This window comes from Microbispora bryophytorum (assembly GCF_006874465.1).
GTDB lineage: Bacteria > Actinomycetota > Actinomycetes > Streptosporangiales > Streptosporangiaceae > Microbispora > Microbispora bryophytorum.
In genome coordinates, this window is the sequence record NZ_VIRL01000029.1 from 17,163 (window position 1) to 43,697 (window position 26,535).

29 protein-coding genes are annotated in these 26,535 nt (G+C 70.7%); 19 read left to right on the forward strand and 10 right to left on the reverse strand.

Annotated features, from left to right (window positions below):
* Window positions 1–8: 8 nt before the first annotated feature.
* The 3 genes from FLX07_RS36760 to FLX07_RS33255 all read left to right on the forward strand — a co-directional run bounded on the left by FLX07_RS36760 (window position 9) and on the right by FLX07_RS33255 (window position 1,950).
* The gene (locus tag FLX07_RS36760; RefSeq protein ID WP_167748487.1) at window positions 9–182 is read left to right on the forward strand and encodes a DUF6104 family protein; all 174 of its coding nucleotides are present in this window, start codon (window positions 9–11) and stop codon (window positions 180–182) included.
* A 159-nt stretch (window positions 183–341) separates the two neighbouring features.
* Complete coding sequence (locus FLX07_RS33250; RefSeq protein ID WP_142575657.1) at window positions 342–1,166, forward strand: DUF4097 family beta strand repeat-containing protein; 825 nt, start codon at window positions 342–344, stop codon at window positions 1,164–1,166.
* A 43-nt stretch (window positions 1,167–1,209) separates the two neighbouring features.
* Entirely contained in the window at window positions 1,210–1,950 is a 741-nt protein-coding gene (locus FLX07_RS33255; RefSeq protein WP_142575658.1) for a PadR family transcriptional regulator, read from the forward strand.
* A 42-nt stretch (window positions 1,951–1,992) separates the two neighbouring features.
* Here the strand turns inward: FLX07_RS33255 and FLX07_RS33260 are convergent, their stop codons facing one another.
* Window positions 1,993–2,958 (reverse strand): zinc-binding dehydrogenase, encoded by a 966-nt coding sequence (locus FLX07_RS33260; protein WP_142575659.1) that lies wholly within the window; start codon window positions 2,956–2,958, stop codon window positions 1,993–1,995.
* A 180-nt stretch (window positions 2,959–3,138) separates the two neighbouring features.
* A complete protein-coding gene (locus FLX07_RS33265) occupies window positions 3,139–3,630 on the reverse strand; it encodes an SSI family serine proteinase inhibitor (RefSeq protein WP_142575660.1) in 492 nt (163 codons plus the stop codon).
* 211 nt (window positions 3,631–3,841) lie between these two features.
* On the opposite strand from FLX07_RS33265, the gene FLX07_RS33270 reads away from it, so the two are divergent.
* The 4 genes from FLX07_RS33270 (at window position 3,842) to FLX07_RS33285 (ending at window position 8,091) form a co-directional block, all read left to right on the forward strand.
* Window positions 3,842–4,969, forward strand: a complete 1,128-nt coding sequence (locus FLX07_RS33270; RefSeq protein ID WP_142575661.1) for a trypsin-like serine peptidase — start codon at window positions 3,842–3,844, stop codon at window positions 4,967–4,969.
* Window positions 4,970–5,257: 288 nt separating this feature from the next.
* The gene (locus FLX07_RS33275; RefSeq protein WP_142575662.1) at window positions 5,258–6,439 is read left to right on the forward strand and encodes a trypsin-like serine peptidase; all 1,182 of its coding nucleotides are present in this window, start codon (window positions 5,258–5,260) and stop codon (window positions 6,437–6,439) included.
* Between the two features lie 69 nt (window positions 6,440–6,508).
* Window positions 6,509–6,793 (forward strand): hypothetical protein, encoded by a 285-nt coding sequence (locus FLX07_RS33280; protein WP_142575663.1) that lies wholly within the window; start codon window positions 6,509–6,511, stop codon window positions 6,791–6,793.
* Between the two features lie 167 nt (window positions 6,794–6,960).
* Complete coding sequence (locus FLX07_RS33285; RefSeq protein ID WP_223854297.1) at window positions 6,961–8,091, forward strand: trypsin-like serine peptidase; 1,131 nt, start codon at window positions 6,961–6,963, stop codon at window positions 8,089–8,091.
* Window positions 8,092–8,107: 16 nt separating this feature from the next.
* Here the strand turns inward: FLX07_RS33285 and FLX07_RS33290 are convergent, their stop codons facing one another.
* Together FLX07_RS33290 and FLX07_RS33295 are read right to left on the reverse strand one after the other, a co-directional pair.
* Window positions 8,108–9,520, reverse strand: a complete 1,413-nt coding sequence (locus FLX07_RS33290; RefSeq protein ID WP_223854298.1) for an NsdA family TPR-like regulatory protein — start codon at window positions 9,518–9,520, stop codon at window positions 8,108–8,110.
* Window positions 9,521–9,824: 304 nt separating this feature from the next.
* Window positions 9,825–10,988: an NAD(P)-dependent malic enzyme gene (locus FLX07_RS33295; RefSeq protein WP_223854299.1), complete on the reverse strand. Its 1,164-nt coding sequence runs from the start codon at window positions 10,986–10,988 to the stop codon at window positions 9,825–9,827.
* A 294-nt stretch (window positions 10,989–11,282) separates the two neighbouring features.
* Between FLX07_RS33295 and FLX07_RS33300 the strand changes: the two genes are divergently transcribed.
* Window positions 11,283–11,810 carry a CGNR zinc finger domain-containing protein gene (locus tag FLX07_RS33300; protein WP_142575665.1) on the forward strand — a complete coding sequence of 176 codons (528 nt, stop codon included), beginning with the start codon at window positions 11,283–11,285 and terminating at the stop codon, window positions 11,808–11,810.
* Between the two features lie 83 nt (window positions 11,811–11,893).
* Here the strand turns inward: FLX07_RS33300 and FLX07_RS33305 are convergent, their stop codons facing one another.
* Complete coding sequence (locus FLX07_RS33305) at window positions 11,894–12,208, reverse strand: S24 family peptidase (RefSeq protein ID WP_229689972.1); 315 nt, start codon at window positions 12,206–12,208, stop codon at window positions 11,894–11,896.
* 84 nt (window positions 12,209–12,292) lie between these two features.
* Here FLX07_RS33305 and sodN point away from each other — a divergent pair, with 84 nt between their 5' ends.
* The 3 genes from sodN to FLX07_RS33320 all read left to right on the forward strand — a co-directional run bounded on the left by sodN (window position 12,293) and on the right by FLX07_RS33320 (window position 14,132).
* A complete protein-coding gene (gene sodN, locus FLX07_RS33310; RefSeq protein ID WP_142575666.1) occupies window positions 12,293–12,694 on the forward strand; it encodes a superoxide dismutase, Ni in 402 nt (133 codons plus the stop codon).
* A 212-nt stretch (window positions 12,695–12,906) separates the two neighbouring features.
* On the forward strand, window positions 12,907–13,332 hold the full coding sequence (locus FLX07_RS33315; RefSeq protein WP_142575667.1) for an ATP-binding protein: 426 nt from the start codon (window positions 12,907–12,909) through the stop codon (window positions 13,330–13,332).
* Window positions 13,332–14,132: an RNA polymerase sigma factor SigF gene (locus tag FLX07_RS33320; RefSeq protein ID WP_142575668.1), complete on the forward strand. Its 801-nt coding sequence runs from the start codon at window positions 13,332–13,334 to the stop codon at window positions 14,130–14,132. Before FLX07_RS33315 ends, FLX07_RS33320 begins: the two co-directional genes overlap by 1 nt.
* 107 nt (window positions 14,133–14,239) lie before the next feature.
* On the opposite strand, the gene FLX07_RS33325 is transcribed toward FLX07_RS33320, so the two are convergent.
* Window positions 14,240–14,641, reverse strand: a complete 402-nt coding sequence (locus tag FLX07_RS33325; RefSeq protein ID WP_229689973.1) for a hypothetical protein — start codon at window positions 14,639–14,641, stop codon at window positions 14,240–14,242.
* Window positions 14,642–14,728: 87 nt separating this feature from the next.
* Here FLX07_RS33325 and FLX07_RS33330 point away from each other — a divergent pair, with 87 nt between their 5' ends.
* Window positions 14,729–15,721: a diacylglycerol/lipid kinase family protein gene (locus tag FLX07_RS33330; RefSeq protein WP_142575669.1), complete on the forward strand. Its 993-nt coding sequence runs from the start codon at window positions 14,729–14,731 to the stop codon at window positions 15,719–15,721.
* Between the two features lie 287 nt (window positions 15,722–16,008).
* Window positions 16,009–16,263, forward strand: coding sequence for a WhiB family transcriptional regulator (locus tag FLX07_RS33335; protein WP_139580373.1), 255 nt, complete (start codon window positions 16,009–16,011; stop codon window positions 16,261–16,263).
* Between the two features lie 245 nt (window positions 16,264–16,508).
* Here FLX07_RS33335 and FLX07_RS33340 read toward each other — a convergent pair whose 3' ends face one another.
* Window positions 16,509–17,972, reverse strand: a complete 1,464-nt coding sequence (locus FLX07_RS33340) for a PAS domain-containing sensor histidine kinase (RefSeq protein ID WP_142575670.1) — start codon at window positions 17,970–17,972, stop codon at window positions 16,509–16,511.
* Between the two features lie 68 nt (window positions 17,973–18,040).
* Here FLX07_RS33340 and FLX07_RS33345 point away from each other — a divergent pair, with 68 nt between their 5' ends.
* Together FLX07_RS33345 and FLX07_RS33350 are read left to right on the forward strand one after the other, a co-directional pair.
* Window positions 18,041–19,228 (forward strand): 8-amino-7-oxononanoate synthase, encoded by a 1,188-nt coding sequence (locus tag FLX07_RS33345; RefSeq protein WP_142575671.1) that lies wholly within the window; start codon window positions 18,041–18,043, stop codon window positions 19,226–19,228.
* Complete coding sequence (locus FLX07_RS33350) at window positions 19,225–19,953, forward strand: GntR family transcriptional regulator (RefSeq protein ID WP_142575672.1); 729 nt, start codon at window positions 19,225–19,227, stop codon at window positions 19,951–19,953. Before FLX07_RS33345 ends, FLX07_RS33350 begins: the two co-directional genes overlap by 4 nt.
* A 16-nt stretch (window positions 19,954–19,969) precedes the next feature.
* Here FLX07_RS33350 and FLX07_RS33355 read toward each other — a convergent pair whose 3' ends face one another.
* Window positions 19,970–20,179, reverse strand: coding sequence for a hypothetical protein (locus tag FLX07_RS33355; protein ID WP_142575673.1), 210 nt, complete (start codon window positions 20,177–20,179; stop codon window positions 19,970–19,972).
* A gap of 72 nt (window positions 20,180–20,251) precedes the next feature.
* On the opposite strand from FLX07_RS33355, the gene bioD reads away from it, so the two are divergent.
* From bioD to FLX07_RS33370, 3 genes are all read left to right on the forward strand, one after another.
* Window positions 20,252–20,974, forward strand: coding sequence for a dethiobiotin synthase (gene bioD, locus FLX07_RS33360; protein ID WP_142575674.1), 723 nt, complete (start codon window positions 20,252–20,254; stop codon window positions 20,972–20,974).
* A gap of 34 nt (window positions 20,975–21,008) precedes the next feature.
* Window positions 21,009–22,007 (forward strand): biotin synthase BioB, encoded by a 999-nt coding sequence (bioB, locus tag FLX07_RS33365; protein ID WP_142575675.1) that lies wholly within the window; start codon window positions 21,009–21,011, stop codon window positions 22,005–22,007.
* A gap of 212 nt (window positions 22,008–22,219) precedes the next feature.
* On the forward strand, window positions 22,220–23,866 hold the full coding sequence (locus FLX07_RS33370) for an acetolactate synthase (protein WP_142575676.1): 1,647 nt from the start codon (window positions 22,220–22,222) through the stop codon (window positions 23,864–23,866).
* A 54-nt stretch (window positions 23,867–23,920) separates the two neighbouring features.
* Here the strand turns inward: FLX07_RS33370 and FLX07_RS33375 are convergent, their stop codons facing one another.
* Both FLX07_RS33375 and bsaP read right to left on the reverse strand, forming a co-directional pair.
* The gene (locus tag FLX07_RS33375; RefSeq protein WP_223854300.1) at window positions 23,921–25,669 is read right to left on the reverse strand and encodes a serine/threonine-protein kinase; all 1,749 of its coding nucleotides are present in this window, start codon (window positions 25,667–25,669) and stop codon (window positions 23,921–23,923) included.
* 158 nt (window positions 25,670–25,827) lie between these two features.
* Window positions 25,828–26,010, reverse strand: coding sequence for a biotin synthase auxiliary protein BsaP (gene bsaP, locus FLX07_RS39005; protein WP_142575678.1), 183 nt, complete (start codon window positions 26,008–26,010; stop codon window positions 25,828–25,830).
* 147 nt (window positions 26,011–26,157) lie between these two features.
* On the opposite strand from bsaP, the gene FLX07_RS33385 reads away from it, so the two are divergent.
* Window positions 26,158–26,535 (forward strand): thioesterase family protein, encoded by a 378-nt coding sequence (locus FLX07_RS33385; RefSeq protein ID WP_142575679.1) that lies wholly within the window; start codon window positions 26,158–26,160, stop codon window positions 26,533–26,535.

The window sequence follows — 26,535 nt, forward strand, 5'->3', positions numbered from 1 at the left end:
AGCGAGGTATGTACTTCACCGACCGGGGGATCGAGGAGCTCGTCGAGCGCCGCGGCGAGGAGGAGATCAGCGTGGGCTGGCTCGCGGAGCGGCTGCGCGAGTTCGTGGACCTCAACCCCGAGTTCGAGGTGCCCGTCGAGCGGCTGGCCACCTGGCTCGCGCGCCTGGACGAGGACGACTGACCGGGACGAACCGGGACGACTGACGGGGACGACCGACGCGGCCGGAAACGCGATACATCTTGACTTCGCACAAACGCGATATATCTTGTTTGTGGATGGTTCGTCCGCGCGGCCGCCGACCCGCGCGGGCGCAGGACTACGCGTGGAAGGGCCCGAGCGATGCCCCAATGGACGATCGACTCTCCCGGACGGCTGACGTTCGGAGAGGTCACCGCGCTCAACGTGCGCGTCGTGGCCGGTCGGCTGGCCGTGCTGGCCAGTGACGGCCCACCGACCCTTGAGGTGACGGAGGTGGACGGCTCGCCGCTGGTCGTGACCCACAACGACGACGACGGCCGCCTGACCGTCGCGTACAAGGACCTGACGTGGGACGGGATTTTGGGCTGGTTACGCCCGGGCCCGCGCAGGACCACGCTGACGCTGACCGTGCCGAAGACGTGCGCCGTGCAGGCCGGGGTCGTCTCCGCCTCCGCCGTGGTGGCGGGCATGGAGGGGAGCACCGGCGTGAAGGGCGTGTCAGGGGAGATCGTCCTCGACAACGTCACCGGCGAGGTGCAGGCCGAGACGGTCTCGGGCTCGGTGGAAAGCCGTGGACTGGCCGGCGATCTGTCCTTCTCCACCATCTCCGGCGACCTCACCGTGGCCGAAGGCCGGCCGAGGCGGCTGCGCACGAACACGGTGTCCGGCCGCGTCACCGCCGACCTCGAACTGGAGCCCACCGGTCACGTCACCATGCACAGCGTGTCGGGCTCGATCGTCGTACGGCTCCCGCACGACGTGGACACCGACGTGTCCGTCCACACGACCTCGGGCAGGGTCGAGTCGGCCTTCCCCGAGTTGCACATCACCTCGGCGCCGGGGACCCGCTCGCTCAGGGGCCGGCTGGGCGGCGGCATGGCGTCCCTCACGGCGACCACCATGTCCGGCGCCGTCACCCTGCTCAGCGGCCCGCCCGCCGGCAGGCGAGAAGAGGAGAGAGCATGAGCGAGCGCAGCGAGCGAACGAGGGAACACGGCGAGGAGAGAGCATGAGCCCCGTGTTCGGGCACGGCCGGTTGCGGCTGTACCTGCTGAAGCTGCTGGAGGAGAGTCCGCGGCACGGCTACGAGGTCATCCGGCTCCTGCAGGACCGTTTCCTCGGCGTCTACTCCCCCTCCCCCGGCACGATCTATCCCCGGCTGGCCCGGCTGGAGGACGAGGGCCTGGTCACCCACGAGGTCGTGGACGGCAAGAAGGTCTTCACGCTGACCGACAAGGGGCGGGCCGAGCTGCACGACCGGATGGACGAGCTCGCCGACCTGGAGCAGGAGATCACCGCCTCGGTCCAGGACATCGCGCGCGAGGTGAAGGAGGATGTGCGGCAGACCGTGCGTTCCCTGCGCGAGGAGCTCACCCAGATGGCCAAGGACATCGGCCACGACGGCCGTGACGCGCGGCGTGAGCAGAAGGAGGAGTGGCGGCGGCAGCGCGACCACGCCAGGGAGGAATGGAGCAGGCAGAAGGAGGAGTGGCGCCGCCACAAGCGCCAGTGGCAGGAGGAGAGCGAGCGCTGGCAGCACGAGTGGCGGCGGATCTGGGAGGAGTCCTGGGGGTTCGGCGGCGGCCGGCAGGGCGGTCACGACGCCGCGCTCAGCCGGATGCTGGCCGACTTCGTCGCCGACGTCCACCGGTCCTCCGCCGCGGGCGTGCCCGACGAACGGGCCCTGGCCGAGTGCCGGGCCGCCCTCGACGAGGCCGCCGAGCGGATCCGCCGGGCGCTGCACCCCTGACCGGCGTGACCGGTGACCGGCGCGACCGGCAGGGAGAGGCCGTCAGATCGTGAAGACCACCTTGCCGAAGACCTCGCCCCGGTGCATGGCGGCGAAGCCCTCCTCCGCCGCGGCCAGGGGCAGCACCCGGTCGATCGCCGGCCGGACACCCGTCTGCTCAAGGAACACCGCGAGCCGCGCGAGCTGCTCGCGCGTCCCCATGGTGGATCCGATGATCGACTTCTGCAGGAAGTAGACCTGGGCGAGCTGCGTCGGGGCGACCATGCCGCTCGTCGCGCCGCAGGTGACGATCCGGCCACCCGGGCGCAGGGAGCTGAGCGAGTGCTTCCAGGTGGCCTCGCCGACCGTCTCCATGACGGCGTCCACCCGCTCGGGCAGCCGCGCGCCCGTCTCGAAGACCCGGTCGGCGCCGAGCGCGAGGGCCCGTTCCCGCTTGTCCTGGGAACGGCTGGTCGCCCAGACGCGGAAGCCGCCGGCCCGGCCGAGCGCGATCAGCGCGGTCGCCACGCCGCCACCGGCGCCCTGGACGAGGATGGTCGAGCCCGGTTCCAGCCCCGCCTTGTCGAAGATCATTCGGTACGCCGTCAGCCAGGCCGTGGGCAGGCAGGCGGCCTCCTCGAAGGAGATCGCCGCGGGTTTGGGCACCAGGTTGCGGCGGGGCACCGCGACCTTCTCCGCGAACGTCCCGTCGTACTTCTCCGACAGCAGCGAACGTGCCGGGTCGAGGGTCTCGTCCCCGTCGACCGGCGTGCCGATGACGGAGTGGACGATCACCTCGTCGCCGTCCTCGTCCACCCCCGCCGCGTCGCAGCCGAGCACGATCGGCAGCCGCTCCCGGCTGATCCCCACGCCCTTGAGGGTCCACAGGTCGTGGTGGTTGAGCGCGGCGGCCCGGACCGTGACGGTCGTCCATGCCTCCGGAACGGCGACGGGTTCGGGGTGCTCCCCGAGCGTCAGGCCCTTGATCGGGTCGTCCGGATCGGTCTGTGTGGCGGTGACGGCGAACATACCAGAACGTTACTCCGGCCGTCCCGCCGGACCCGCACCGACACAGTGACCGCGGACGTGTGACGCACGGCCATCCGGTCGGGCGGGGGCCCGGCGGGACGTCCCGCCGGGCTCCTCGTGTCCCGGCTCCCCCAATCACCTTTACGTTCGCTGTACGCCGTGTACGGTCGACTGTCTCCGTTAGAAGTCGAACAGCACCCCGGCGGCCGACCGCATCTCACAGTCGTTGCCGAAGGTGCGCCGGAACTGGAAGTACTTCCCGTCCCATATGCCGCTGGCGGTGACCGTGACAGGTGCGTAGATCATCGTGCAGGGCTGGGCCGCGTTCACCCGCAGGGCGCTCGGGTCGGGACCCGTCCTGTTCAGCCACGCGCACGCCTTCTGCGCCGACGGGTGTGAACCGCCCACCGGTGCGCAGTTCAGGAAGGCCGACCGCTTCGGCGGCTCCGCCTGTTCGCCGTCCGCGACGGTCAGGATCACCGCCCGCACTCCGGAGGCGGCCGGCCGGGACGCCCGCAGGGCGACCTCGGGCGGCGGTGGAGCCGGCAAGGTGTCCGCCCGCGCCGGGACGGCCGTCCCGGCGTCGCCGGAGGCCCCCGGCTGGGCCCAGGCATGGGCAGAGGGGCCGGCGGCCAGTGCCGCACCGGCCAGTAGGACAAGCAGCGGTTTCATGCGATCCCCCCGTTTCCGCTGGTGACCAGCGTTCTCACAGGAGACCTCCAGGGCAAGCGTCCACTCCGGACCTCACCGGAAACGTGGCGTACCACAGAACACACCAGTTCCGCTCGATTCATAACGAGCTGGACAAGAAGGTGTGCCACAACCGTATGGATCTGGAAAAATCACCCCTTACAGTCCATATCTCCGCCCCGAGAGGCTCACGGTGACCAGGAAGCTCACACTCGCCGCCGGTGGCGTCGTCGCCGCCGCGAGTGCGGTCGCCGTGCTGTGGAGTCATGGACCGGCCGTTCCCGCGACCGCCGCGTCCCGCGTGGCCACGACTCCGGTCTCCGCCGTGACCGGCGTCAACAAGAACGGGGTCAGCGCCTTCCCCCTCGCCCCCACCCAGGCGGACGAGCGGCGGGTGGCGGCCTACTGGAGCCCGGAGCGGCTCAAGCAGGCGAGCAGCTACGTGCCGAGCACGAAGCCGTCGCGCTCGACCAGGAGCACGACCTCCGCGGCGGAGGTGGGCCCGGGAGACGCGAAGACCCGCGCGAGGGCCCCGCGTACCGCGGCGCCTCCACCCGTGGCCTCCCCGCCGATGGTGGGCAAGGTGTTCTTCAAGGTCGGCGACAAGGAGTACTGGTGCTCCGCCTCCGCGGTGCACTCCGCCCACCGCAACCTCGTCGCCACCGCCGGGCACTGCGCGTACGCGCTGTCGCAGGACAAGCCGGTGCAGAACTGGGTCTTCATCCCCGGCTACCACGACGGCGTCGCCCCTTCCGGCATCTTCGTCGGCCACACGCTCTACATGCAGGAGGACTTCGCCGGCCAGGGCGACTTCGACCGCGACTACGCCTTCGTGACCGTGCACCGGGGCTTCTCCTGGCAGCCGTACGTGGAGAACGGAAGGCTCAAGTACCGGTCCGTCGACGCGGGCCGGCTGGAGGACAAGGCCGGCGCCTTCAAATTCGCCTCCGGCAAGCCGCTCGGACGATCGACCTACGTCTTCGGCTATCCCGCGGGGGCCAATCCCGACGGCAGCCGCCCGTACACCGGCCAGACGGTGACGTCGTGCAACGGCACCACCGAGAAGAAGTTCGTCAGCGCGCCGACCTGGCAGCTCGAACACGGGGTGCGGCTGCCGGGGTGCCCGTTCACCGCCGGCGCGAGCGGCGGCCCGTGGGTGATCGGCTACAACGCCACCACGAGGACCGGCTACCTCACCGGGATCACCAGCCTGACCTGGAACCTCAGCGGCGGTGGACGGCTCGACGCCGTCTCGACGCCCTACTTCAACCAGTTGACCCAGCGGGTGTACGCCCAGGCGAGCAAGCAGGCCACCGACTGACCTCTCCCTGGGACGAGCCCCTCTGAATGTGATCTGCATCACACCGCCTCCCCCTCCCCGGCTGCGCCGAGTGCTCGACTTGACACGGAAGTCGTTCGAGTGGACCTGCACTGATCGCCCGGCGCGCCTTCGACCTTGACAAGCGGTGTCGAGAATCACGGAAAAGTCACGTGCGTGACGTTCCTGAAAGCACGTAAAACACGGATAAAGGCGAGAGGTAATGTCTTTACTAGCCCTTTACTGACGGGTGGGACGCATGTGGCGTACCACGACAGCACCTGGAGATTCATGAACACGCGAGTCAAGCGCCTGATCCTCCCCATCGGGGGCGTGGCCGTCGCCGGCCTCGTCGGGGCCACGATGGCGGTCCCCGCTCAGGCCGCCGGTGACACGGCCCACGACACTCTGGCCGGCAGCGGCCTCGCCGCGAAGAACGTCATCGCCTACTGGCTCAACCAGAAGGCCTCCAACCTGGTCCACGCCACCCCGTACGGGTACGAGAGCCAGGTCAGCGCCAAGCACATCTCGACCGGCGGGCCGTCCGCCGACAGCAAGCCCGGCACCGTCTCCGCCACCGGCGGCGGAAAGTCCGCCGGCAGCCTGAAGAACGTGAACCTGCCGCGCACCACCGGCAAGGTCTTCTTCCGCGGCGGCGACGGCAGGCCGCACTGGTGCAGCGCGACCTCCGTGCACTCGAAGTACGGCAACCTGGTCGCCACGGCCGGGCACTGCGTCTACGACACCAAGACGAACCGGGCCACCATGGACCGCTGGGTCTTCATCCCCGGCTACTACCAGGGCAAGGCGCCGTGGGGCATCTACGTCGGCAAGACGGCCTACACCCACTACGACTTCGACGTCTACGAGGACGGCGACCGCGACTACGCCTTCGTGACGGTCTACAACGGCATCAAGGCGGGACGCGGCGGCGACCTGCGCAACGTCGCCGAGTGGAGCTGGAAGCAGGTCGACAAGAAGACCTACACCGGCCACGACCGCTTCCTGCGCAAGAGCAAGGGCGGCAAGTACTACGTCGTCAAGTTCACCGACGCCGGCCGGCTCGAGAGCAACGTCGGCGCCCAGGGCCTGGCCTACAACCAGAAGGTCGGCAGCTCGGTCTACGTGTTCGGCTACCCGAGCGGCTCGCACCCGGACGGCAACCACGCCTTCACCGGCCAGACCCTCAAGTGGTCGTACGGCAAGACCTTCGCCGCCAAGGCCCCCGCGGTCAAGGGCGAGGAGCTCGTGGGCGTCAAGTCGTCCTTCACCGGGGAGGGCTCCTCGGGCTCGTCGTGGCTCCTGCGGTACAGCAGCGCCAAGCGGCTCGGCTACCTCAACGGCGTCACCAGCGGTGTCTCGGACACCGACGGCAACAAGCGGATCGACACCAGCGTCTCCCCGTACTTCGACGGCGAGACCTACGGCGTCTACAAGGCCGCCGCCGGCAACTGGTCCGGCTCCATCGCCTGAATCGCGGGCGCCACGGAACGGGTTCCCTCGTGGCATGCTGAGTGAACGGCGATCACGAGGAGACCAGCGATGACCCACCCTGCCGACACACAGCCCGCCCTTCGGCGCACCCCTCTGGACGCGGAGGAAAGGGCGCGTGCCGAGATGGCCTTCTCGCAGCTCGTGGCCGGACACCTCGTCGCGCAGGGCCGGTTCAGGATCACCGCCGACAGCCCGGAAATGGTGGATCTGTGGCAGACGGTCGCCCGCAGGGTGGGTGAGGCGCTGCACCGGCCGGTGGTCAGCTACGCCAACGGCCGGGACATCGTCATCACCTTCGCCCAGGAGGCCCCGACTCTCACCACACAGGCCTGAGCACCCCCGGGAAGTGCCCCGTCGCGCCGCGGCGGGGCACTTCCGCGTCCCGGGGACAACCACGTCCCGTCCGCGTTGTTTTCCCGACTTGATCCCCGTCGCTGTATGTTCCTCGCAGCCCATTCACGTGTGGGGCGCTGGAGACGTTCCTCAGCAAGGAGACCCGGTTGAAGCGCATCCTCCTCCCCCCGCTGTGGGGTGCGGCGGCGACGGCCGCGTTGCTCGTCGGCGGAACGGCGGTGCCCGCTCACGCCTACGAGATCACCGTGACGACACCCCTCGTCTCCAGCGCGAAGGCGGCGGGGGTGATCGCCTACTGGCTCGGGGACGGCGGACGCCCGCTCGCGGAGGCCACTCCCGTCTCCGCGACGGCCGGGATCGACGCGACTCGCGTCACGACGAGAGACACAACTCCCGGTGGCGTACGGGGCGTGGTGCCGGCCTCCGCCGGGGTCAGACGGGCAGCGGGCCCGTCAAGGAACGTCAACCTGCCGAGGACGACGGGCAAGGTCTTCTTCGTCGGCTCGGACGGCCGCCCCCACTGGTGCGCGGGCACGTCCGTGCAGTCCGATCACCGCAATCTCGTGGCGACGGCCGGGCACTGTGTGTACGCCACACGGCCGGCCGAAGCCGCAGCGGGAGCCACCGAAGAGGCCACCGCGACGCCCTACCGCTACTGGATCTTCATTCCGGGGTTCGCCGGCGGAGGCACGCCCTGGGGCGTCTACGCCGGCGACCGGGCCTTCGCCCACAGCGACTTCACCAGGTACGGCGACCTGGACCGCGACTACGCGTTCGTCACCGTCCACGCCGGCGTGCTGCCCAAGCGCGTCACGCTGCGAAACGCGGCGCAGTACGCTACGTTCTCCGCCGGGCCGAAGTACCGCACGGCCACCGGCTACACCGGCGTCACGCTGCTTCCCACGGGGCGTCTCGGCGACAAGGTCGGCGGGCAGGGCCTCGCCTACAACCTGCCGGTCGACCGGCCGCTCGCCATCTTCGGCTACCCGATGCGGACCGCCGCGGGCCCCGCGAGCGGGCGCACCCGGCTCACCCGTGCGTACGGCAAGCCCTTCCTCGCCCAGGACCTGTCCAGGAGGGCCAACGAACTGGTCGCCGTGCGCTCGGCTTTCACCGCCGCCTCCGGGTCGCCGTGGCTGGCCGCCTACCGCGGCGTACGCGGCCTGGGGTACCTGAACGGCCTGACGATCGGCCTGTCCGGCTCGGCGACCGGCCTGTCGCCGTACTTCGACGGAGAGCTGTTCCAGGTCTACGACACGGCCCGGCGCGTCGGCTGAGGTGGCCGGCGCCTGTTCAGACGCCGACCGCCTCTCTGCCCGCGCTCTCCCTGCCCGCGCTCTCCCTGTTCTCTGAGCGGCCCCGTCCCCGGCCGCGCTCCAGCAGCTCCGCCACCCGCGGCTCCGCGGCGTACGGCGCGAGCCGGCGGCACATGTCCGCCGCGTACGTCCGGGTGCGCGCCGACTGGATGCCGTCGGCCAGATCGAGTGCCGACGACGCCGCCTGGCACGCCTCCTCCAGTTCGCCCTCCTGGATGAGCGCCGTGGCGAGCAGCGAGAGGTTGAACATCTTGCCGCGCACATAGCGCCCGTCCATCACCAGCGAGCGCCGGGCGTGCCGCACGGCCCGCGCCCCGTCGCCGAGGTCGCGCAGGCAGTGAGCCGACTTCGCGGCCAGGTAGGCCTCGTCGAAGTAGCCGATCCAGCCGGGCTCGTTCTGGGGTGTGCGCCGGTCGAAGGCGATCTCCGCCTCGTGCAGCGCCCCGCCGCACGCCGTGCGCTCCCCGAGCAGGGCCAGGGCGTGCGCCTCCAGCACCCGGGCCTCGGCCAGCAGCGTGCCGACCCCCGAGCGCCGGGCCGCCGCGACGGCCGCCCTGGCCAGCTCCAGCGCGTGCCGGGGATGCCCGATGTACACGGCCTGGTGGCTCATCCCGGCCAGGATCTCGCCGCACAGGGCGTGGTCGCCCGCACCGCGCGCCAGGCCGAGCGCCTGGATCAGATAACGCTGGGCCAGCCCGTGCTGCTCCAGGTCGTAGGCCATCCATCCGGCCAGCCGGGTCAGCTCGGCCGCCGCGGTCGCCAGCGAACGCCCGGTGGCCTCGCCGTAGGCGCCCTCGCGCAGCAGCGGCGTCACGGCGGTGTGCAGGTAGCGCACGACCGGGCCCCGGATGCTGCCGCCGCCGAACCGGTTGTCCAGCTCACCGAACGACCGGGTGACCTCGCGAATCGCGGCCACGTCGGAGGGCCCGACCCGGCGCGGCCCGTTCGCGGAGAGCCCCTCCCCGTCGGGCGCCGCCAGCCAGCGGAACATGCCCGCCGAGCCCGCTCCCAGGGCGAAGGTGGAGTCGAGCAGGAACCTGCGCCGCTCGACGTCGGCCCTCCACAGTGCTGTCACGCTTGCCACACCCTCCTCCCACGAATGGGGGAACTCCTGTCCCAGATCGGCGGGGACCGTTCCGCGTGGCATGCCGATGTCCTCCCTGGACACCTGCCGCCCCAGCCGCAGCGAGAAGATCTCGGCCAGCAGGCCGGGAACCGGTTCGCGCGGGCGGCGTCCGCCGATCCAGCGCAGCACGGAACCGTGGTCGTACCGCATCCCCCGCAGCCCTCGGGCCGAGCCGAGACCGTTGAGCCGCCGGGCCAGGCCCTTGCGGGACAGTCCGGCTTCGGTGAGGTGCTGCTGGAGCAGGCGGTTGGAATCAGGTCGCATCGCTCTCCAACCGGGACAGGCAATAGCCGAGTTGGTTACGGAGAGCTTTCTTTATAGCACTAACCGTAAGGACCTAAAGGGATTCCCAAACTTTGACGGCCCCGGCAAGGGGAGGCTGACGAGGAAGGACGAAGGGCCGCACCCCGCGCGTTCGCGCGGTGCGCGGCCCTTCGGGGTCCGTGCCTACGTCCTGTCCAACCTGCGTCCGGCCCGTGCCCGCACCGGTCTGTGCCCGCGCCGGTCCGTGCCTTCCGGCCTGTGCCCGCACCGGTCCGTGCCTGCGTCCGGTCCTGCCGGAGGACGGCTACTTGCGGGCGACGCCGTCCTCACGGGCCTGCCGCGCCACGGCGGCGATCACCGCGGACGCGACCCGGGTGTCGAACGGCGAGGGGATGACGTAGCTCTCGGCGAGGTCGTTCCCGACCACGGCCGCCAGCGCGTCCGCCGCCGCGACCTTCATGTTCTCCGTGATCGTCGTAGCGCGGACGTCGAGCGCGCCGCGGAAGACCCCGGGGAAGGCCAGCACGTTGTTGATCTGGTTGGGGTAGTCGGACCGGCCGGTGGCGACCACGCGGGCGTGCCGGCCCGCCACCACGGGGTCCACCTCGGGGGTGGGGTTGGACAGCGCGAACACGATCGAGTCCGGCGCCATCGCCGCGATGGCCTGCTCCGAGACCGTCGACCCGGACAGGCCGACGAACACGTCGGCGCCGGCGAGCGCCTGCTCGGTCGGCCCGGACAGGCCCGCCTTGTTCGTGTCGCGGGCCAGCGCCCACTTGACCGCGTTCAGGTCCTCGCGGCCGGTGTGGATGACGCCCTTGGAGTCGGAGACCGCGATGTCGCCGATCCCGGCGTTCAGCAGCATCCGCGACACGGCGACGCCGGAGGCCCCGGCGCCGGCCACCACCGCGCGCAGGTCGCCGAGGGACCGCCCCGTGAGGCGGGCCGCGTTGCGCAGCGCGGCGAGGACCACGATCGCGGTGCCGTGCTGGTCGTCGTGGAAGACGGGGATGTCGAGAAGCGCGCGCAGGCGCTCCTCCACCTCGAAGCAGCGGGGAGCGCTGATGTCCTCCAGGTTGATGCCGCCGAACGACGGCGCGAGCCTGACCACGGTCTCGACGATCGCGTCCACGTCGGTGCAGTCGATGCAGATGGGCACCGCGTCGACGCCGCCGAACTGCTTGAACAGCAGGGCCTTGCCCTCCATCACGGGCATGGCCGCGGCCGGCCCGATGTCGCCCAGCCCCAGGACGGCGGTGCCGTCGGAGACCACGGCCACGACGTTGGAGACCCAGGTGTAGTCGTTGACCAGGTCCGGGTTGCCGGCGATGGCGGTGCAGACGCGGGCCACCCCCGGTGTGTACGCGAGCGACAGGTCGTCGGCGTCGTGGACCGGAACGGTGGAGCGGACCTCCAGCTTGCCGCCGCGGTGCAGCGCGAAAGCGGGATCCAGGTCGAGCGATTGCAAGGAAACAGGTGTGATGGTCACAGCGACCCCAGTGTCGAAAGGACGAATTCCTTCGGTAGACGCCGTCAAGAGAACGAGAGCCCAGGCTTCGGTAGCCGCCGGAGGCCGTCGTCGTTGACGGTCGTCTCTTGAGGGGGTTACGGGGGTCACCCGTTCCCTGATTGTGCCACACGAAATGACAAGCGCCCCTTCCCGATCGGGTCATATATCGGTCCACACCCAGGTGTTCCCCCAGGCCACCGGGCGTGTAATACTCGGCTTTGCCAGTGATCTCTTACATACTTGGGCGCCCCAGTGGACTTGACGTCTTACGCCGAGCTGGCCGTTCAGCTGGTCAACATGGGCAACGAGCTCAAAGATCCCTTCTCCCTGCGAGCCCTGCTGGAGGAGACGGGCCGCACGGAGGCGGCCGCCCGCCTCACCCGCCGTGACATCGACGCGCTGTGCGAGCTGCGCGACGAGCTCGCGGGGGTCTTCGCGTCCGCCGCCGACGGCGACGACGTCGACGCGGTCGAGCGGCTCAACGGGCTGCTGGTCCGCCATCCGGTGCATCCGCAGATCTCCGGGCACGACGGGCAGCCCTGGCACCTGCACCTGACCGAGGGCGGCCGGGTCGCCGACGCCCTCGCGGTCGGGTCCGTCATGGGCCTGGCCAGCGTCGTGACCCGGCTAGGCGTGGACCGGCTCGGCATCTGCCAGGCGTCGCCGTGCCGCAACGCCTACCTCGACACCTCCTCCAACCGGTCGCGCCGCTACTGCTCGGAGCGGTGTGCCAGCCGGGCCAACGTGGCCGCCTATCGGGCGCGCAAGCGGGGCGCCTGAACCCCGCTTCTGAACCCCGCTTCCGACCCCTGCACCAGACCCCTGCACCGGCCCCCCACGAGGGGCGGCCTCCGGGGGCGCGGTCAGGCGGCCGGTGCGGGAAAGCGCAGCGCGGGCCGTGGCCAGTAACGCAGCACGACCCTGCCGACGACGTCCTCCTCGGGCACGGCGCCGAAGTCCCAGCTGTCGCGTCGCCCGGGGGCCGACTGGTTGTCGCTCTCCAACCACCAGCCGTCGCCGGTGAGCCGGAAGGCCCGCTTGACGATCAGCCCGTGCGGCCGCCTGGCGACCACCACGTCGCCCGGGCGGACGGGGACGCCGAGCCGTACCAGCAGTAGGTCTCCCGGCCGCAACACGGGCAGCATCGAGTCGCCGGAGACACACACGGCGGTGAGCACATCCCCCTCCGCACAGTGATTTCGAGACGAGTAAGGTCGGTCGTGGAACAGTGCTGTCACCAGCATTCCTAAGGAAGGATTCCGATGCTCGCACGACTGCTGCGTCCCCGGCACGAGGTGTCCGCCCACTGCGACCTGCCGTGCGGGGTCTACGACCCGGCGCAGGCCCGCATCGAAGCCGAGTCGGTGAAGGCGATCATCAAGAAGTACGCCGACAACGACGACCCGGTCTTCAGGACCCGCGCGCTGATCATCAAGGAACAGCGGGCCGAGCTGGTCAAGCACCACCTGTGGGTGCTGTGGACCGACTACTTCAAGCCCCCGCACCTGGAGCAGTACCCGCAGCTCCACCAGCTCTTCTGGGACGCCACGAAGCTCGCCGGCGCCGCCGGTGCCAAGGGCACCGTCGACCCCGGACTGGCCGACGACCTCCTCGCGAAGATCGACGAGATCGCGAAGATCTTCTGGGAGACCAAGGCCGCCTGAGCCCCGGATCTCGGGCCCCGCACGGCCTCCACGGTCGCGCGGGGCCAGATCATCCCAAGACCTATACAAACTCCATAGTCGGTAGTACGGAATTTACGTGCAGTTACCTCCAAGGAACGCCACAATCAGCGCGTCCAGCCGGGGCAGCACCGCGCGAGTGGCGGTAAGTTGCAGTCAGCGGCACTCAGCCGGCTGAAAGGGCGAGGAGGAACGTGACCGAGGAAACCGAGACGCCTGCGGTGGATCTTGCCGGGATTCGCGATGCTGTGAGTGTCCGGCTGCCCGCCGTGAGCGCCTATTTGTCCGTGCTGCGCACGGCAACCGCCGGGCTCGCCGCACGGCTCGACTTCACCCTCGACCAGATCGAGGACCTGCGCATCGCCGTCGACGAGGCGTGCGCCATGTTGCTGCGGCACGCCGTGCCCGGAACTGACCTCCTCGCGGAGTTCGAACTCACGGGCCAGGAGATGACCGTTCGTGTCGAGGTCAACACGCTCGGCGTCACCTCACCTAACCGGGAGGACTTCGCCTGGATGGTGCTGACCGCGCTGGCCGACGACGTGGACGCCATCTCCGATCACGCCGACCACCTGGCGATCGTGCTGCGTAAGCGCCGAAGCACGGCGAGGCCGTCGTGATGACGGAAAGGACGAGTGCGATGACCTCCGGCGACTCGGCGGTGCCGGACCGCGTACGCGCGCGCACACTCTTCGCCGAGCTGTCGGAGCTCCCGCCGGACGACCCGAGGCGCCAGCGCATCCGCGACGAGCTGGTCGAGCTGCACCTGCCACTGGTGGAGTACCTGGCCCGCCGCTTCCGCAACCGGGGCGAATGGCTCGACGACCTCACGCAGGTCGCCACGATCGGGCTGATCAAGTCGATCGACCGTTTCGACCTCGGACGCGGCGTGGAGTTCTCCACGTACGCCACCCCGACCATCGTCGGCGAGATCAAGCGGCACTTCCGCGACAAGGGCTGGGCGGTCCGCGTGCCGCGCCGGCTGCAGGAGCTGAAGCTCTCGCTCACCAAGGCGATAAGCGAGCTGTCGCAGCGGGAGAGCCGGGCGCCCACGGTCGCCGAGCTCGCCCTCCACCTGGGCATGAGCGAGGAGGAGGTCCTGGAGGGCCTGGAGTCGGCCAACGCCTACTCCACCGTGTCGCTCGACGCGCCGGACTCCGGCGACGACGACGCTCCCGCCGTTTCCGACTCACTCGGCATCGTGGACGAGTCGCTGGAGGGCGTGGAGTATCGCGAGTCGCTCAAGCCGCTGCTCGAGCGCCTGCCTCCGCGTGAGAAGCGAATCCTGCTGCTGCGTTTCTTCGGCAACATGACGCAGTCGCAGATCGCCACCGAGCTGGGAATCTCGCAGATGCACGTGTCCCGGCTGCTCGCCCGGACCCTGGCCCAGCTCCGCGAGGGCCTCACCGCCGAGGACTGATCGTCCGGCACGGACGGCACACGCCGATCTGTGACGGACGACCGCGACGCCGCGCTCCCCCCGGCGGCGCCCGGCCGGCGGCCGGTGAGCGCTCCGGCGCCTTCTGCTCAGCGCGCGCCGTCCTCGCCCATGAGGGCGCGGGTGGAGGCCGGCGCGAGCAGCACGACCAGGGCGACCGCCGCCGCGGCGATGAGCGGGATGCCGAACGCGTACTGCGCGGACTGGATGAGGCTGATCGCCACCGGAAGCGCGAATATCTGCGTCACCACGGCCGGGCCCCGGCTCCAGCGCAGCACCTGCCACACGCCCCAGGCCACCCAGAGCAGCAGGGCGCCGCCGAGCACGCCGAACCCGGCCACCGCGATGCTGGTGACCAAGTCGGTCGGTTGGCCGATCACGGTCTCGACGCCGACATAACCGCCCAAGACGAGGGCGAGCAGGCCCTCCGCGGCCAGGACGGCGGCGGCCGCGGTCAGTGTGCCGGGGCGGCCGACGGAACTGCTGATCACATCGCCCAACCCTACCCGCAGACATATGCGCCTCTCCGAGGAGGCGTCACCCGGCGCGAGCGGTAAACCGTTCGTTAACCTTCAGGCATGCGGGCACTCCTCCTCGTCAATCCCAAGGCGACCTCGACGCACCGGCGTACCCGGGACGTGCTGATCCGGGCGCTGGGCGCCGCCGTCGACCTGTCGGTCGAGGAGACCGCCTACCGCGGACACGCGACCGCGCTCGCGGCGACCGCGCACGCCAAGGGCTTCGACGCGGTCGCGGTCCTCGGCGGGGACGGCACGATCAACGAGACCGTCAACGGCCTGCTGGACGCCCGGCCCGCCGGAGGCGCGAGCGAGCGGCCCGCGCTCATCGTGATCCCCGGGGGCAGCGCCAACGTCTTCGCCCGCGCCCTCGGACTGCCCAACAACCCGGTCGAGGCGACCGGCGCCGTCCTGGAGGCGCTACGCGAAGGACGCCGCCGGACCATCGGTTTGGGACAGGCGATTTGGCACGACGAGGTTTCGGGCCCGGACCCGGGGGCAGATGCGCCACCAGACCAGCAAAGGTCCAGATATTTCACATTTTGCGCTGGGCTGGGATACGACGCCGAGGTCATCCGGGCCGTGGAGGGCCTGCGGAGCGCGGGACATCGCGCGCTGCCCGCTCTCTACGTGAACACGACGGTCCGCCACTTCTTCGTGACGGACCGCCGGCGGCCGGCACTCCGGCTGACGCGTCCCGGCCGGCCGACAGAGGATGGGATCTTCATGGCGATCGTGTCAAACACGTCGCCGTGGACGTACGCCGGGACACGTCCGATCAACCCGACGCCGTGGGCCGGGTTCGAGACGGGGCTCGACATGCTGGGACTTCGGAAGATGAGCCTGCCGGTGGTGCTCTCGTTCGTCCGGCAGATCACCGGCGAACACCGGGGATTGCCACGCGGTAAACACCTTGTTCAGATCCATGACGAGGCCGCTTTCACCCTCCACGCCTCCCGCCCGGTCGCCTTCCAACTCGACGGCGACTACCTGGGAGAACACGAGTGGGTGATCTTCCGTGCTATCCCGGACGCGTTACAAGTGTTCGTCTAGCGTGTCACATGTAGTCATAGTGTGACGCATCCGACAGCCACGGCGGGCAAAACCTTGTTCCAAACCTCTTGTGTGGTGTTGGAACGGCTGAAAAGCTGAACGCGACGTCGGAACGTAGGACCTTTACGGAGACCACCGCTTCCGTAAGGAGCCCCCGGCGATCGCGCGGACGAGCCCGACCCCCCACCCAGGATTCGGGTGATTGTTCGCATCAGCTAGTGAAAGAGTTCACAAAGTTGACGGCCAGAGGAGCCGCGGAGGCTCCTCTTGACGAAGGAGTGGAACGCATGGACTGGCGCCACCGCGCTGCCTGCCGTGACGTGGACCCCGAACTGTTCTTCCCGATCGGGAACACTGGTCCGGCGCTCATGCAGATCGAAGAGGCCAAGCAGGTATGCCGGCGATGCACGGTCGTCGAGTCCTGTCTCAAGTGGGCCCTCGAGTCGGGCCAGGATGCCGGAGTCTGGGGCGGGCTCAGCGAAGACGAGCGTCGCGCCCTCAAGCGCCGTACGGCTCGCGCCCGCGCCCGCGCCGCCGTCTGACTCCCCCGCCGCCCGCGAACGCCTTCGGTGGGTGCCTGTGACGGCATTCACCGAATCGTGGGCCATCGGAGCCCGGCCGGGACGGCCGCACAACCTCCCGCCCATAGGGCCGTCTGTCCACGAACGCATCGCGTCCACTATGGCATCCCCCACACTGGTCCCGCACAGCGGGACCCCCTGTGGGGCCTCCCGCGATGCCTGCGGGGTTCGCGCTCCCGACGGGAGACCGAGGCCCCGGCGGGAGATCAGCCCGACTGCATCGGGATGCTGAGGCTGACCTCGGTGCCCCCGCTGTCCCTCCCGGCCACACCCAGGCGGCCCGACAGTTCGCCGACGACCAGCGTACGGACGATCTGAAGACCGAGGCTTCCCGTGACTTCCAGGTCGAAGTCCTCGGGCAGGCCCTTGCCGTCGTCGGCCACCGTGAACTCCAGCCGGTCGGCGTCCCGGGACACGAAGATCTGGACGTTCCCCGAGGAGTGGGCGAACCCGTGCTCGACGGCGTTCTGCAGCAACTCGGTCAGCACCATGGCGATGGGCGTCGCGACCGCGGCGGGCAGCACGCCGAAGCTGCCGAGCCGCTTGATCGCCACCTGCGCGACCGCCACCTCCGCCGTCATCGCGATGACCCGGTCGGCGATGTCGTCGAACTCGACCATCTCCTCCGGCATCTGGGCGAGGATCTCGTGGACGATCGCGATCGAGCCGACCCGCCGTACGGCCTCGTTCAGCGCCTCCTGGCCCTCAGGGTTGTTCAGCCGGCGCGCCTGGAGCCGCAGCAGTGCGGCCACCGTCTGCAGGTTGTTCTTGACCCGGTGGTGGATCTCGCGGATCGTCGCGTCCTTGGTGAGCAGTTCCCGCTCGCGCCGCCGCAGCTCGGTCACGTCGCGGATCAGCACCAGCGCACCGATGCGGCCGCCACCGACGATCAGCGGGATCGCCCGTAGCTGCACGACCGTGCCGCCGTTCTCCACCTCGGTCTCCCGGGGTTCACGCCCGCTCGCGACGATCATCAGATCCTCGTTGATCGGCTCGTCCGAGTAGCACAGGGTGGCGGTCGTCTTCCCGAGGTCCGCGCCCACGAGGTCGGCGTGCAGACCGAGCCTGCGGTAGGCCGACAGCGCGTTGGGCGAGGCGTAGGTGACCCGGCCGGCCTTGTCCAGGCGGAGCAGGCCGTCGCCCACCCGGGGCGATCTGACCAGGATCGGCTCCTCCTCCGCGAAGGGGAACCTGCCCTCGGCCACCATCTGCGCCAGGTCGGACGCGCTCTGCAGGTAGGTCAGCTCCAGGCGGGACGGAGTGCGCGCCGACGACAGGTTGGTCGAGCGCTGGATGATCCCGATGATCGAGCCCTCCCGGCCCCGCCGCACCGGAATCGTCTCCTCGCGCACCGGAACGCCGCTGGACCAGTCGGGGTCGCCCTCCCGGCAGATGCGGTGCTCGGCCCAGGCCACGTCGATCAGCGGCCGCTCCCCGGTGGCGATGGACATGCCCACGACGTCGTCGTGGTAGACGGTGGGGCCGGTCGTGGGCCGCATCTGGGCCACCGCCACCCACCTCGTGCCGCCCTGGCCGGGAACCCACAGTATGAGGTCGGCGAACGACAGATCCGCGAGCAGCTGCCAGTCCGAGACCAGCGAGTGGATCCAGTCGACGTCGGCGGAGTCGAGTGCGGTGTGGCGCGACACCAGGTCGCTGAGAGTCGGCACGAGTGCATGATGCGCCGCCGTCCGGGTCGAAAGCGAATCGACCACCGTCACCTGGCAGGATGCACCTCATGACAAGGCCGTTGGACAGACTGCGCGCGGCCGCCGCGGAGCGGGAGTCGGCGGGCCTGCGCCGCGCCCTCCGTCCGCGCACGCCCGACCACGACGGCCTGCTCGACCTGGCCTCCAACGACTACCTGGGACTCTCGCGGGACGAGCGGCTCGTCGAGGCGGCCGTACGGGCCGTCCGGGAGTGGGGGGCGGGCTCGACGGGCTCGCGTCTGGTCACCGGCTCCACCCGGCTCCACGCCGAGCTGGAGGACCGGCTCGCGGCGTTCACCGGAGCGGCCGGGGCCCTGGTGTTCTCCTCGGGCTACCTCGCCAACCTCGCCGCGGTCGCCGCTCTCGGGCGGGGCGGCCTGATCGTCTCGGACGCGGGCAACCACGCCTCGATCGTGGACGCCTGCCGGCTGTCGCGGGCGCGGGTCGTGGTCACGCCGCACGGAGACGTGGAGGCGGTGGACGAGGCCCTCGCCGAGCGTGCCGAGGAGCACGCCCTCGTGGTCACCGACGCCGTCTTCTCCGTCGACGGCGACCTGGCGCCGCTGCGCGCCCTGCACGAGACGGCCGTACGGCACGGCGCGCTGCTGGTGGTGGACGAGGCGCACGCGCTCGGCGTGGTCGGCGACCACGGCAGGGGCGCGGTGCACGCGGCGGGTCTCGCCGGATATACGGACATTGTGAGAACCATCACGTTGTCGAAGTCCCTGGGCTCCCAGGGCGGCGCCGTCCTCGGAGCCCCCGAGGTGATCGGCACGCTCGTGGACACCGGCCGGTCGTTCATCTTCGACACCGGCCTCGCACCGGCCTGCGCCGGTGCCGCCCTGGCCGCTCTGGAGATCCTGGAAACCACCGCCGACCTGCCCGGACGTGCGCGGCTCAGAGCCGGTGAGCTGGCCGCGCTGGCTCGCGAGCTCGGCCTTCCGACGGCCGATCCGGCGGCCGCCGTGGTGCCGGTCGTGCTCGGCTCGCCCGGGCTCGCCCTGTCGGCGGGAGCCCTGTGTGCGGAACTCGGGGTCCGCGTGGGATGCTTCCGGCCACCATCGGTGCCTCGGGGCCGGTCCTGTTTGCGGTTGACCGCGAGGGCGGATTTGGGGTCCGATGATCTCGCGGTGGTCCGGGGTGCGCTCACCGCTGTGGCCGAGTTGACGATGTTGCCTGAGTTGGGCGATGTGGCCGAATTGAGGGTGGACAGGTGACGGAGCACAGCGAGGACTCTCCCCGGGTTCCGAAGTACTACGACGTGAAGCGCAGTCTTCTGGAGCTCACCAAAAGCCTGCCCGCGGGCAGCGCGCTCCCGCCCGAGCGCACCCTGGCGGTGCGCTTCGAGACCTCCCGGACGACGGTCCGGCAGGCGCTGTCGGAGCTCGTGGTCGAGGGAAGGCTGCTGCGCATCCAGGGCAAGGGCACGTTCGTCGCCCAGCCCAAGGTCGCCCAGGTCCTCCAGCTCACCTCCTATACGGGCGACCTGCGCATGGTCGGCCTGGAGCCGGACACCAAGATCCTTGACATCAGCTACATCACGGCCGACGAGGCGCTCGGGCGGCGGCTGGCCATCAACCCCGGCGGCCGGGTCCTGCGGATCCATCGCCTGCGCCTGGCCAACGGCGAGCCGATGTCCATCGACACCACGCACCTGTCCGCCCGCCGGTTCCCACGCCTGCGGCGCGAGATGGAGGTGCACTCCTCTCTGTACGAGACGCTGCACAACGCCTACAACGTGCGGCTGACCGACGCCGAGGAGGTCATAGAGACCGTGCTCGCCACGCCGTACGACGCGCAGGTGCTGGGCGTGGACGTCGGCCTGCCCATGCTGCTGCTGACCCGGCACGCCTTCGACGCCGACGGCAACCCCGTCGAGTACGCCCAGTCGCTCTACCGCGGCGACCGCTACAAGTTCGTCACCCGCCTCCGCCGCCCCTGACCCCCACCCCCCGTGATCATGTAATTTGTCGCAGCACCCACATGTGACCTGCGAATTCACCATTTGTGATCTTGCAAAACAACGCTGGCCGCACGCCCGACCAGGCCATACACAGCTCGTGATCACGCAATTGCGTGATCACGAACGATGAACCGGCAGGCAGGCGGGATTTTCGGCCGATCTGTGCAAGATCACGAAAGGTGTCCGCACAGGCCAGCGGCACCACATGTAACAAATTACAAGATCACGGGGGGGTGTCGGGTGGTTCGGTGAGCGGGGGCGTTCTACTCTGCGGGGCGTGAGCATTCTGGTGGTGACCGGGACGGACACCGGAGTCGGCAAGACGGTGGTGACGGCCGCGCTCGCCGTTCTGGCCAGGGAGCGAGGCGCGACGGTCGCGGCCGTGAAGCCGGCGCAGACCGGGGTGGCGGCCGGGGAGCCCGGAGACCTCGACGAGGTGATCCGCCTGTCGGGGGTGACGACGACCTTCGAGATGACGCGGTATCCCGATCCGCTCTCCCCCGCCGCGGCCGCCCGCGTCTCGGGCATGCCACCGCTGTCGCTCGCGTCTGCGGCGGCGCGCGTCGAGGAGCTGGCCGAGTCGCATCGGCTGGTGCTCGTCGAGGGCGCAGGGGGCCTGCTGGTCCGCTACGACGAGGAGGGCGGCACGCTCGCGGACCTGGCGCGGCGGCTGCGCGCCCCCGTCCTCGTGGTGGCGCGCGCCGCGCTCGGCACGCTCAACCACACGGCGCTGACACTGGAGGCCGTGGCGGGCCGGGGCCTCGACCTGGCGGGCGTGGTGATCGGGTCCTGGCCGGCCGATCCGGGGCTCGCCGAGCGGTCGAACGTACCCGACCTGGAGATGCTCGCCGCCCGGCCGCTGTCGGGCGCGCTGCCGGAGGGCGCGGCCGCGCTCGGCCGAGAGGCGTTCGCCCGTGCCGCCCGCGCCGGACTCGCTCCCGCCCTCGGCGGCATGTTCGACCCGGCCGGCTTCCGTTCGACCCTTAGGCTGCCCCTGTGACAGGAGTGCCGCCGAGGACCGACGGGAGTGCCGCGTGAAGACCGACATCCTGGAGATCGCCCGCGTACAGGTCCTGGACGAGGGCAGAGGCCTCGACGCGGCCCAGGCGCTCGAATGCCTGACGCTGCCGGACGAGCGGCTGCCCGACCTGCTCGCGCTGGCGCACGAGGTGCGGATGAAGTGGTGCGGCCCCGAGGTCGAGGTGGAGGGCATCGTCTCGCTCAAGACCGGAGGCTGCCCGGAGGACTGCCACTTCTGCTCGCAGTCCGGCCAGTTCTCCTCCCCGGTGCGCGCGGCCTGGCTCGACATCCCCTCGCTGGTCCGTGCGGCCGTCGAGACGGCCGCGACCGGGGCGACGGAGTTCTGCATCGTCGCGGCCGTACGCGGGCCCGACCGGCGGCTGATGGACCAGGTCCGCGAGGGCGTGAAGGCGATCCGCGACGCGGTCGACATCAACGTGGCCTGCTCGCTCGGCATGCTCACCCAGGCGCAGGTGGACGAACTGGCCGGGATGGGGGTCCACCGCTACAACCACAACCTGGAGACCGCCCGGTCGCACTTCTCCCACGTGGTCACCACGCACACCTGGGAGGAGCGTTGGGACACCTGCCTCATGATCCGGGAGGCGGGCATGGAGCTGTGCTGCGGCGGCATCGTCGGCATGGGAGAGACCCTGGAGCAGCGGGCCGAGTTCGCCGCCCAGCTGGGCGAGCTGGAGCCCGACGAGGTGCCGCTCAACTTCCTCAATCCCCGTCCGGGCACGCCGTTCGCCGACCAGCCCCTCGTCGGGGGCGCCGAGGCGCTGAAGACGATCGGCACGTTCCGCCTGGCCCTGCCGCGCACGATCCTGCGGTACGCCGGGGGTCGCGAGCTGACCCTTGGCGACCTCGGCACGAGGGACGGCATGCTGGGCGGCGTCAACGCCGTCATCGTCGGCAACTACCTGACGACCCTGGGCCGCGCGCCCGAGCGCGATCTGGAGCTGCTCGCCGACCTCAAGATGCCCATCAAGGCGCTCTCCCAGACCCTCTGACGCCGTCGGCCGGCGATCGGCTGGAATTCCAGTGCGCGGGGGCGGAGTAGCCCCGGCCACACCGGGCATCAGCGGGAGTGACCGAGGTTCTCCTGTGGCTGGAGGGCATTGGCCGTCCCTCTGTTCCGAAGGGAGTGTCGACGAAGCGCTGCCCGTAGCAGGGCGTGACTTTTGAAACACGACCAAAGTGACCGACTGGTAGGTTTCACCCTATGGAGTCCCCCAAACACGCAGGCGACATCGCCGTCTCCGTCTCCCAGGCCTACGGCGTGAACACGATGTTCACGCTGTCCGGTGGGCACGTCTTCCCCCTGTACGACGGGGCCGTCCATCAGAACATGCGCATCCTGGACGTGCGCCACGAGCAGAGTGCGGTGTTCGCGGCCGAGGCGACGGCCCGGCTGACCCGGCAGCCCGGCCTCGCCGTGCTCACGGCCGGCCCCGGTGTCACGAACGGCGTCTCGGGGGTCGCCACCGCCCACTTCAACGGCTCCCCGGTCGTCGTGCTCGGCGGGCGCGCCCCGCGCTCACGCTGGGGTTCCGGGGCCCTTCAGGAGATCGACCATCCGCCGCTGTTCGAGCCCATCACCAAGCTCGCCTTCACCGGGTCGGGCGCGGACTCCATCGGGCAGGACGTCGAGATGGCCTTCCGCACCGCCCTGGCCCCACATCGCGGCCCGGTGTTCCTGGACCTCTACATGGACGACGTGTTCTCCCCGTCCCCCGAGTACGTCTCGGAGACGCTGACCCCGTCGCCGCTGGAGCCCGACCCCGAGGCGCTCGCCGGCATCGCGCGGCTGCTCGCCGAGGCCGAGCGCCCGTTGCTGGTGCTCGGCTCGGACGTGTGGATGGAGCGCGCCGAGGAGGCCGCACGGGACTTCGCCGAGGAGTGGCGCCTGCCCGTCGTTCCCAACGGCCAGGGGCGGGGCATCCTGCCCTCCGGGCACGAGCTGCTGGTCACCCGCGCCCGGGGCGCCGCCTTCGGGCAGGCCGACCTCGTCATCGTGGTCGGCACCCCGCTCGACTTCCGCCTCGCGTACGGCTGGTTCGGCGGCAAGGAGGGCGCGCCGCTCGCCAGGGTCGTCCACATCGCCGACGCGCCTTCCCAGCTCGCGACGCACACCGGCCTGTCCGCGTCGGCCGCCGGCGACCTGTCGGTCATCTTCTGGGGGCTGTCGGCGGCCTGCGGGAGCGCCGGGGTGAACCCCAAGGCGTACGAGCCGTGGGTGAGCAGGCTGAGCGAGGCCGCGACGGCGGCGGCCGCCGGGGACGCGGCCCTGCTGCGGTCCGACGCCGACCCGATCCACCCGATGCGCATCTACGGCGAGCTGAACAAGGTGCTCGCCGACGACGCGGTCGTCATCGGCGACGGCGGCGACTTCGTCTCCTACGCCGGCAAGTACGTCGAGCCGCGCAGGCCCGGCAACTGGCTCGACCCCGGCCCGTACGGCTGTCTCGGCACCGGGCTCGGCTACGCCATCGCGGCGCGTCTGGCGAGGCCGTCGTCGCAGGTCGTGCTGCTGCTCGGCGACGGCGCGGCGGGTTTTTCGCTGATGGACGTCGACACGCTGGTGCGCCACCGCCTGCCCGTCGTCATGATCTGCGGCAACAACGGCATGTGGGGCCTGGAGAAGCACCCCATGCAGATGCTGTACGGCTACGACGTGGCGGCCGAGCTCCAGCCGCAGTGCCGCTACGACCAGGTCGTCACCGCGCTCGGCGGCGGCGGGGAGCTCGTCACGTCGCCGGACGAGATCGGCCCGGCGCTGCGCCGCGCCTTCGACTCCGGCGTGCCCTATCTGGTGAACATCGCCACCGACCCGGCGATCGCCTACCCGCGCAACACGACCGGAGTGTGACCCCCGGCGGAGCCCCGCGTACGTCCGTCGCGCGGGGCTCCCATCAGGGCGGCCTCAGGACGTCGCGGGAGAGCGGCTCCCGGCCGCGCTGGGCGACGGGCTGGGCGAGGGGGGCGGGCAGTCCTTCTTCACGGTGAACGTGACCGCCGTGCCCTCCTTGACGAGCGTGTTCGCCGTCGGCTTCTGGCCGACGACCGACCCCTTGCACTCCCCCTCGCCCTCGTAGACGGGTTTCGGGGTGAGACCCAGCATGTTGAGCCGCGCCAGTGCGGAGCTCTCGGGCAGGTTCTTGAGGTCGGGCACCTTGACCAGGCCCTTGGTCGGGCTCGGCGAGGGCGTCGGGGAGGCGGTGGGGCTCGGCGACGGGCTGGGAGTCGGACTCGGCGTGGGGCTCGGCTTCCTCGTCTTGATCTGGCTCGGCCGCGTCACAGGGACCGCCTGAGACGGCCTCGTGGAGGGCCGCGCGTTGATCCGCGTCGGCGACGGGGTCGGCGGGTCGGCGCTGGCCACCGTCAGGGCTGGCGCGGGCGACGTGGGGGTGCCCGACCCGGCCGAGGCCATGTTGATGCCGAGGACGGCCAGGCCGCCGACGACGGCGAATCCCGCCACCCCGGCCGCGACGGGCATTCCCTTGCCCTTCCTGGACCGCTGCGCCGCGCGCCGCGCCGTACGGGAGCCCTGCGGCGAGGAGGCGACGGTCGCCGGCGGCACGGCCGGGGCGTCGTTCCAGGACTCTCGCGTGACACGGTAGGTGGCGCCGGTGGCCGGAACGGCCTCGGCCCCACCCTGGTAGGGGCCTGCCTGGGTGGCCGGGCCCGTCGGCGGAGGCGGGGACCCCATGCCCGTGGCGGCCGGGGCCCCGGTGACGCCCTGCGGGCCGTATCCCCCTCCGGTAAGGCCCTGCGCGCCGAACCCTGCTCCTGTCAGGCCCTCCGCGCCGTAGCCGGGCGCGGGGTCCGGGACCACGCCGCCGGGCATCCCGGAACCAGGGGCCAGCACCGACTGCCGGGCGGCCTGGCTCATCGCGGCGGCGGACGGCCAGCGGCGTGCCGGGTCCTTAGACATCGCCCGTTCCACGATGGCCCGGACGGCGGGCGGCACGTACGGCGGCAGCGGCGGCGGCTCCTCACGGATGTGCTTGAGCGCGATCGTCACCGGAGAGTCGCCGTCGAAGGGACGCTGCCCGGCCAGGCACTCGTACGCCACCACGCCCAGCGCGTAGATGTCGACGGCGGGCGTGACCGGAGCGCCCTCGGCCTGCTCCGGCGCGCAGTAGGCGGCGGTGCCGAGCACCATTCCGGCGTCGGTGAGGCGGCTGCCCTGGTCGGCGCGGGCGATCCCGAAGTCGGTCAGCACCAGCGTGCCATCGGACCGCACCAGCAGGTTGCCCGGCTTGACGTCCCGGTGCACGATTCCCCGCTCGTGCACGGCCTGGAGGGCGGAGGCCGCCTGCGCGATGAGCTCCATCGCGGGCTCGGCGCCGATGCGGCCGAGGCGCATCAGCAGGCGGTCGAGAGGCTCGCCGTCGACGAACCGCATGACCAGGTACGCGGTGGAGCCGTCGCCGGGCACCTCGGTGACCCCGTAGTCGTAGACGTCGACGACACCGGGGTGGTTGACGGTCGCCATCGCCCGGGCCTCGCCCTGGAAGCGGACGGCGAATCCGGGGTCGTCGAGACGACCGGGGAGAAGCACCTTGACGGCGACGGTGCGCGCGAGGACGGTGTCCTCGCCGCGCCATACCTCGCCCATGCCCCCGGCGCCAAGCCGGACGTCCAACCGGTAACGCCCAGCCAGGGTCATACCTTGGGCCACCATTTGCGCCCCGTACCCCCTAAGTGAATCGACCCCCGAAGGTGTCCAACAAAGCAGGTTCGTGTCGCGGGCAGATAACGACAAGTTCACGGAACCCTGTACGCGGAGGGATCCAGGCTCGGGGGATCGAAGGTCGAGCCTACCTGTTACCCGCCCGTACTACCGTGCACCGAGCACCGTGCCGTCCAGTCCCTGGGCGTCACCTGGACGACCATCCGGCGGCGGCAGTGCGGGCAGTAACGCGGTGGCTCCATCGTCCTGGCGGCCAGGCAGGCCGCGTGATCACCGTGCGCGGCCGAACGGCCGCAGTGATCGCAGTAGAGGTCCACAGTGCACCACCCTAACCGCTGCCCGCCTCCGCCGCCTGGAAAGCATCATGGAGTCCCCGCTGCCGTCTAAGACGCTTCAGGGCCTCTTCTGGTTGCCTCGCGGCCTTCACCCGTGCCGGGGAATGACGACCCAATAGGCTGACCCGCATGAGTGTTGCTCCAGGCCTGCGCGCCGAAGTCCTCATCATGGTGGAGCGCGGGGACACGGCGATCCGGGTGGGCAGCGGCGACGTGCCGGTGCTGGGCACGCCGCGGCTGCTGTCGTTCGCCGAGGGAGCCACGGTCAAGGCCGTCCAGCATCACCTGGAGCCGGGGCAGACCACGGTGGGGACCAGGGTGCTCATCGAGCACCGTCTGCCCAGCCCGGTGGGGATGCACGTCGAGATCGGCGTCGAGCTCACGGAGGTGGACGGCAGACGGCTCCTCTTCTCCGTCAGGGCCGTCGACAAGACCGGAGCCCTGGTCGCCACGGGCACGATCGAGCGGATCGTGGTCGACCGCGAGCGGTTCCTGTCCCGCCTGTGA

Bases quoted from the DNA above. Each gene is read 5' to 3' on its own strand.
- sodN (WP_142575666.1), top strand. From the start codon at position 12,293: ATGCTCGCACGACTGCTGCGTCCCCGGCACGAGGTGTCCGCCCACTGC.
- FLX07_RS33385 (WP_142575679.1), top strand. From the start codon at position 26,158: ATGAGTGTTGCTCCAGGCCTGCGCGCCGAAGTCCTCATCATGGTGGAG.
- FLX07_RS33335 (WP_139580373.1), top strand. From the start codon at position 16,009: ATGGACTGGCGCCACCGCGCTGCCTGCCGTGACGTGGACCCCGAACTG.
- FLX07_RS36760 (WP_167748487.1), top strand. From the start codon at position 9: ATGTACTTCACCGACCGGGGGATCGAGGAGCTCGTCGAGCGCCGCGGC.
- FLX07_RS33280 (WP_142575663.1), top strand. From the start codon at position 6,509: ATGACCCACCCTGCCGACACACAGCCCGCCCTTCGGCGCACCCCTCTG.
- FLX07_RS33290 (WP_223854298.1), bottom strand. From the start codon at position 9,520: ATGCGACCTGATTCCAACCGCCTGCTCCAGCAGCACCTCACCGAAGCC.
- FLX07_RS33375 (WP_223854300.1), bottom strand. From the start codon at position 25,669: ATGACCCTGGCTGGGCGTTACCGGTTGGACGTCCGGCTTGGCGCCGGG.
- FLX07_RS33345 (WP_142575671.1), top strand. From the start codon at position 18,041: ATGACAAGGCCGTTGGACAGACTGCGCGCGGCCGCCGCGGAGCGGGAG.
- FLX07_RS33260 (WP_142575659.1), bottom strand. From the start codon at position 2,958: ATGTTCGCCGTCACCGCCACACAGACCGATCCGGACGACCCGATCAAG.
- FLX07_RS33330 (WP_142575669.1), top strand. From the start codon at position 14,729: ATGCGGGCACTCCTCCTCGTCAATCCCAAGGCGACCTCGACGCACCGG.
- FLX07_RS33265 (WP_142575660.1), bottom strand. From the start codon at position 3,630: ATGAAACCGCTGCTTGTCCTACTGGCCGGTGCGGCACTGGCCGCCGGC.
- FLX07_RS33370 (WP_142575676.1), top strand. From the start codon at position 22,220: ATGGAGTCCCCCAAACACGCAGGCGACATCGCCGTCTCCGTCTCCCAG.
- FLX07_RS33250 (WP_142575657.1), top strand. From the start codon at position 342: ATGCCCCAATGGACGATCGACTCTCCCGGACGGCTGACGTTCGGAGAG.
- FLX07_RS33275 (WP_142575662.1), top strand. From the start codon at position 5,258: ATGAACACGCGAGTCAAGCGCCTGATCCTCCCCATCGGGGGCGTGGCC.
- FLX07_RS33255 (WP_142575658.1), top strand. From the start codon at position 1,210: ATGAGCCCCGTGTTCGGGCACGGCCGGTTGCGGCTGTACCTGCTGAAG.
- FLX07_RS33320 (WP_142575668.1), top strand. From the start codon at position 13,332: ATGACGGAAAGGACGAGTGCGATGACCTCCGGCGACTCGGCGGTGCCG.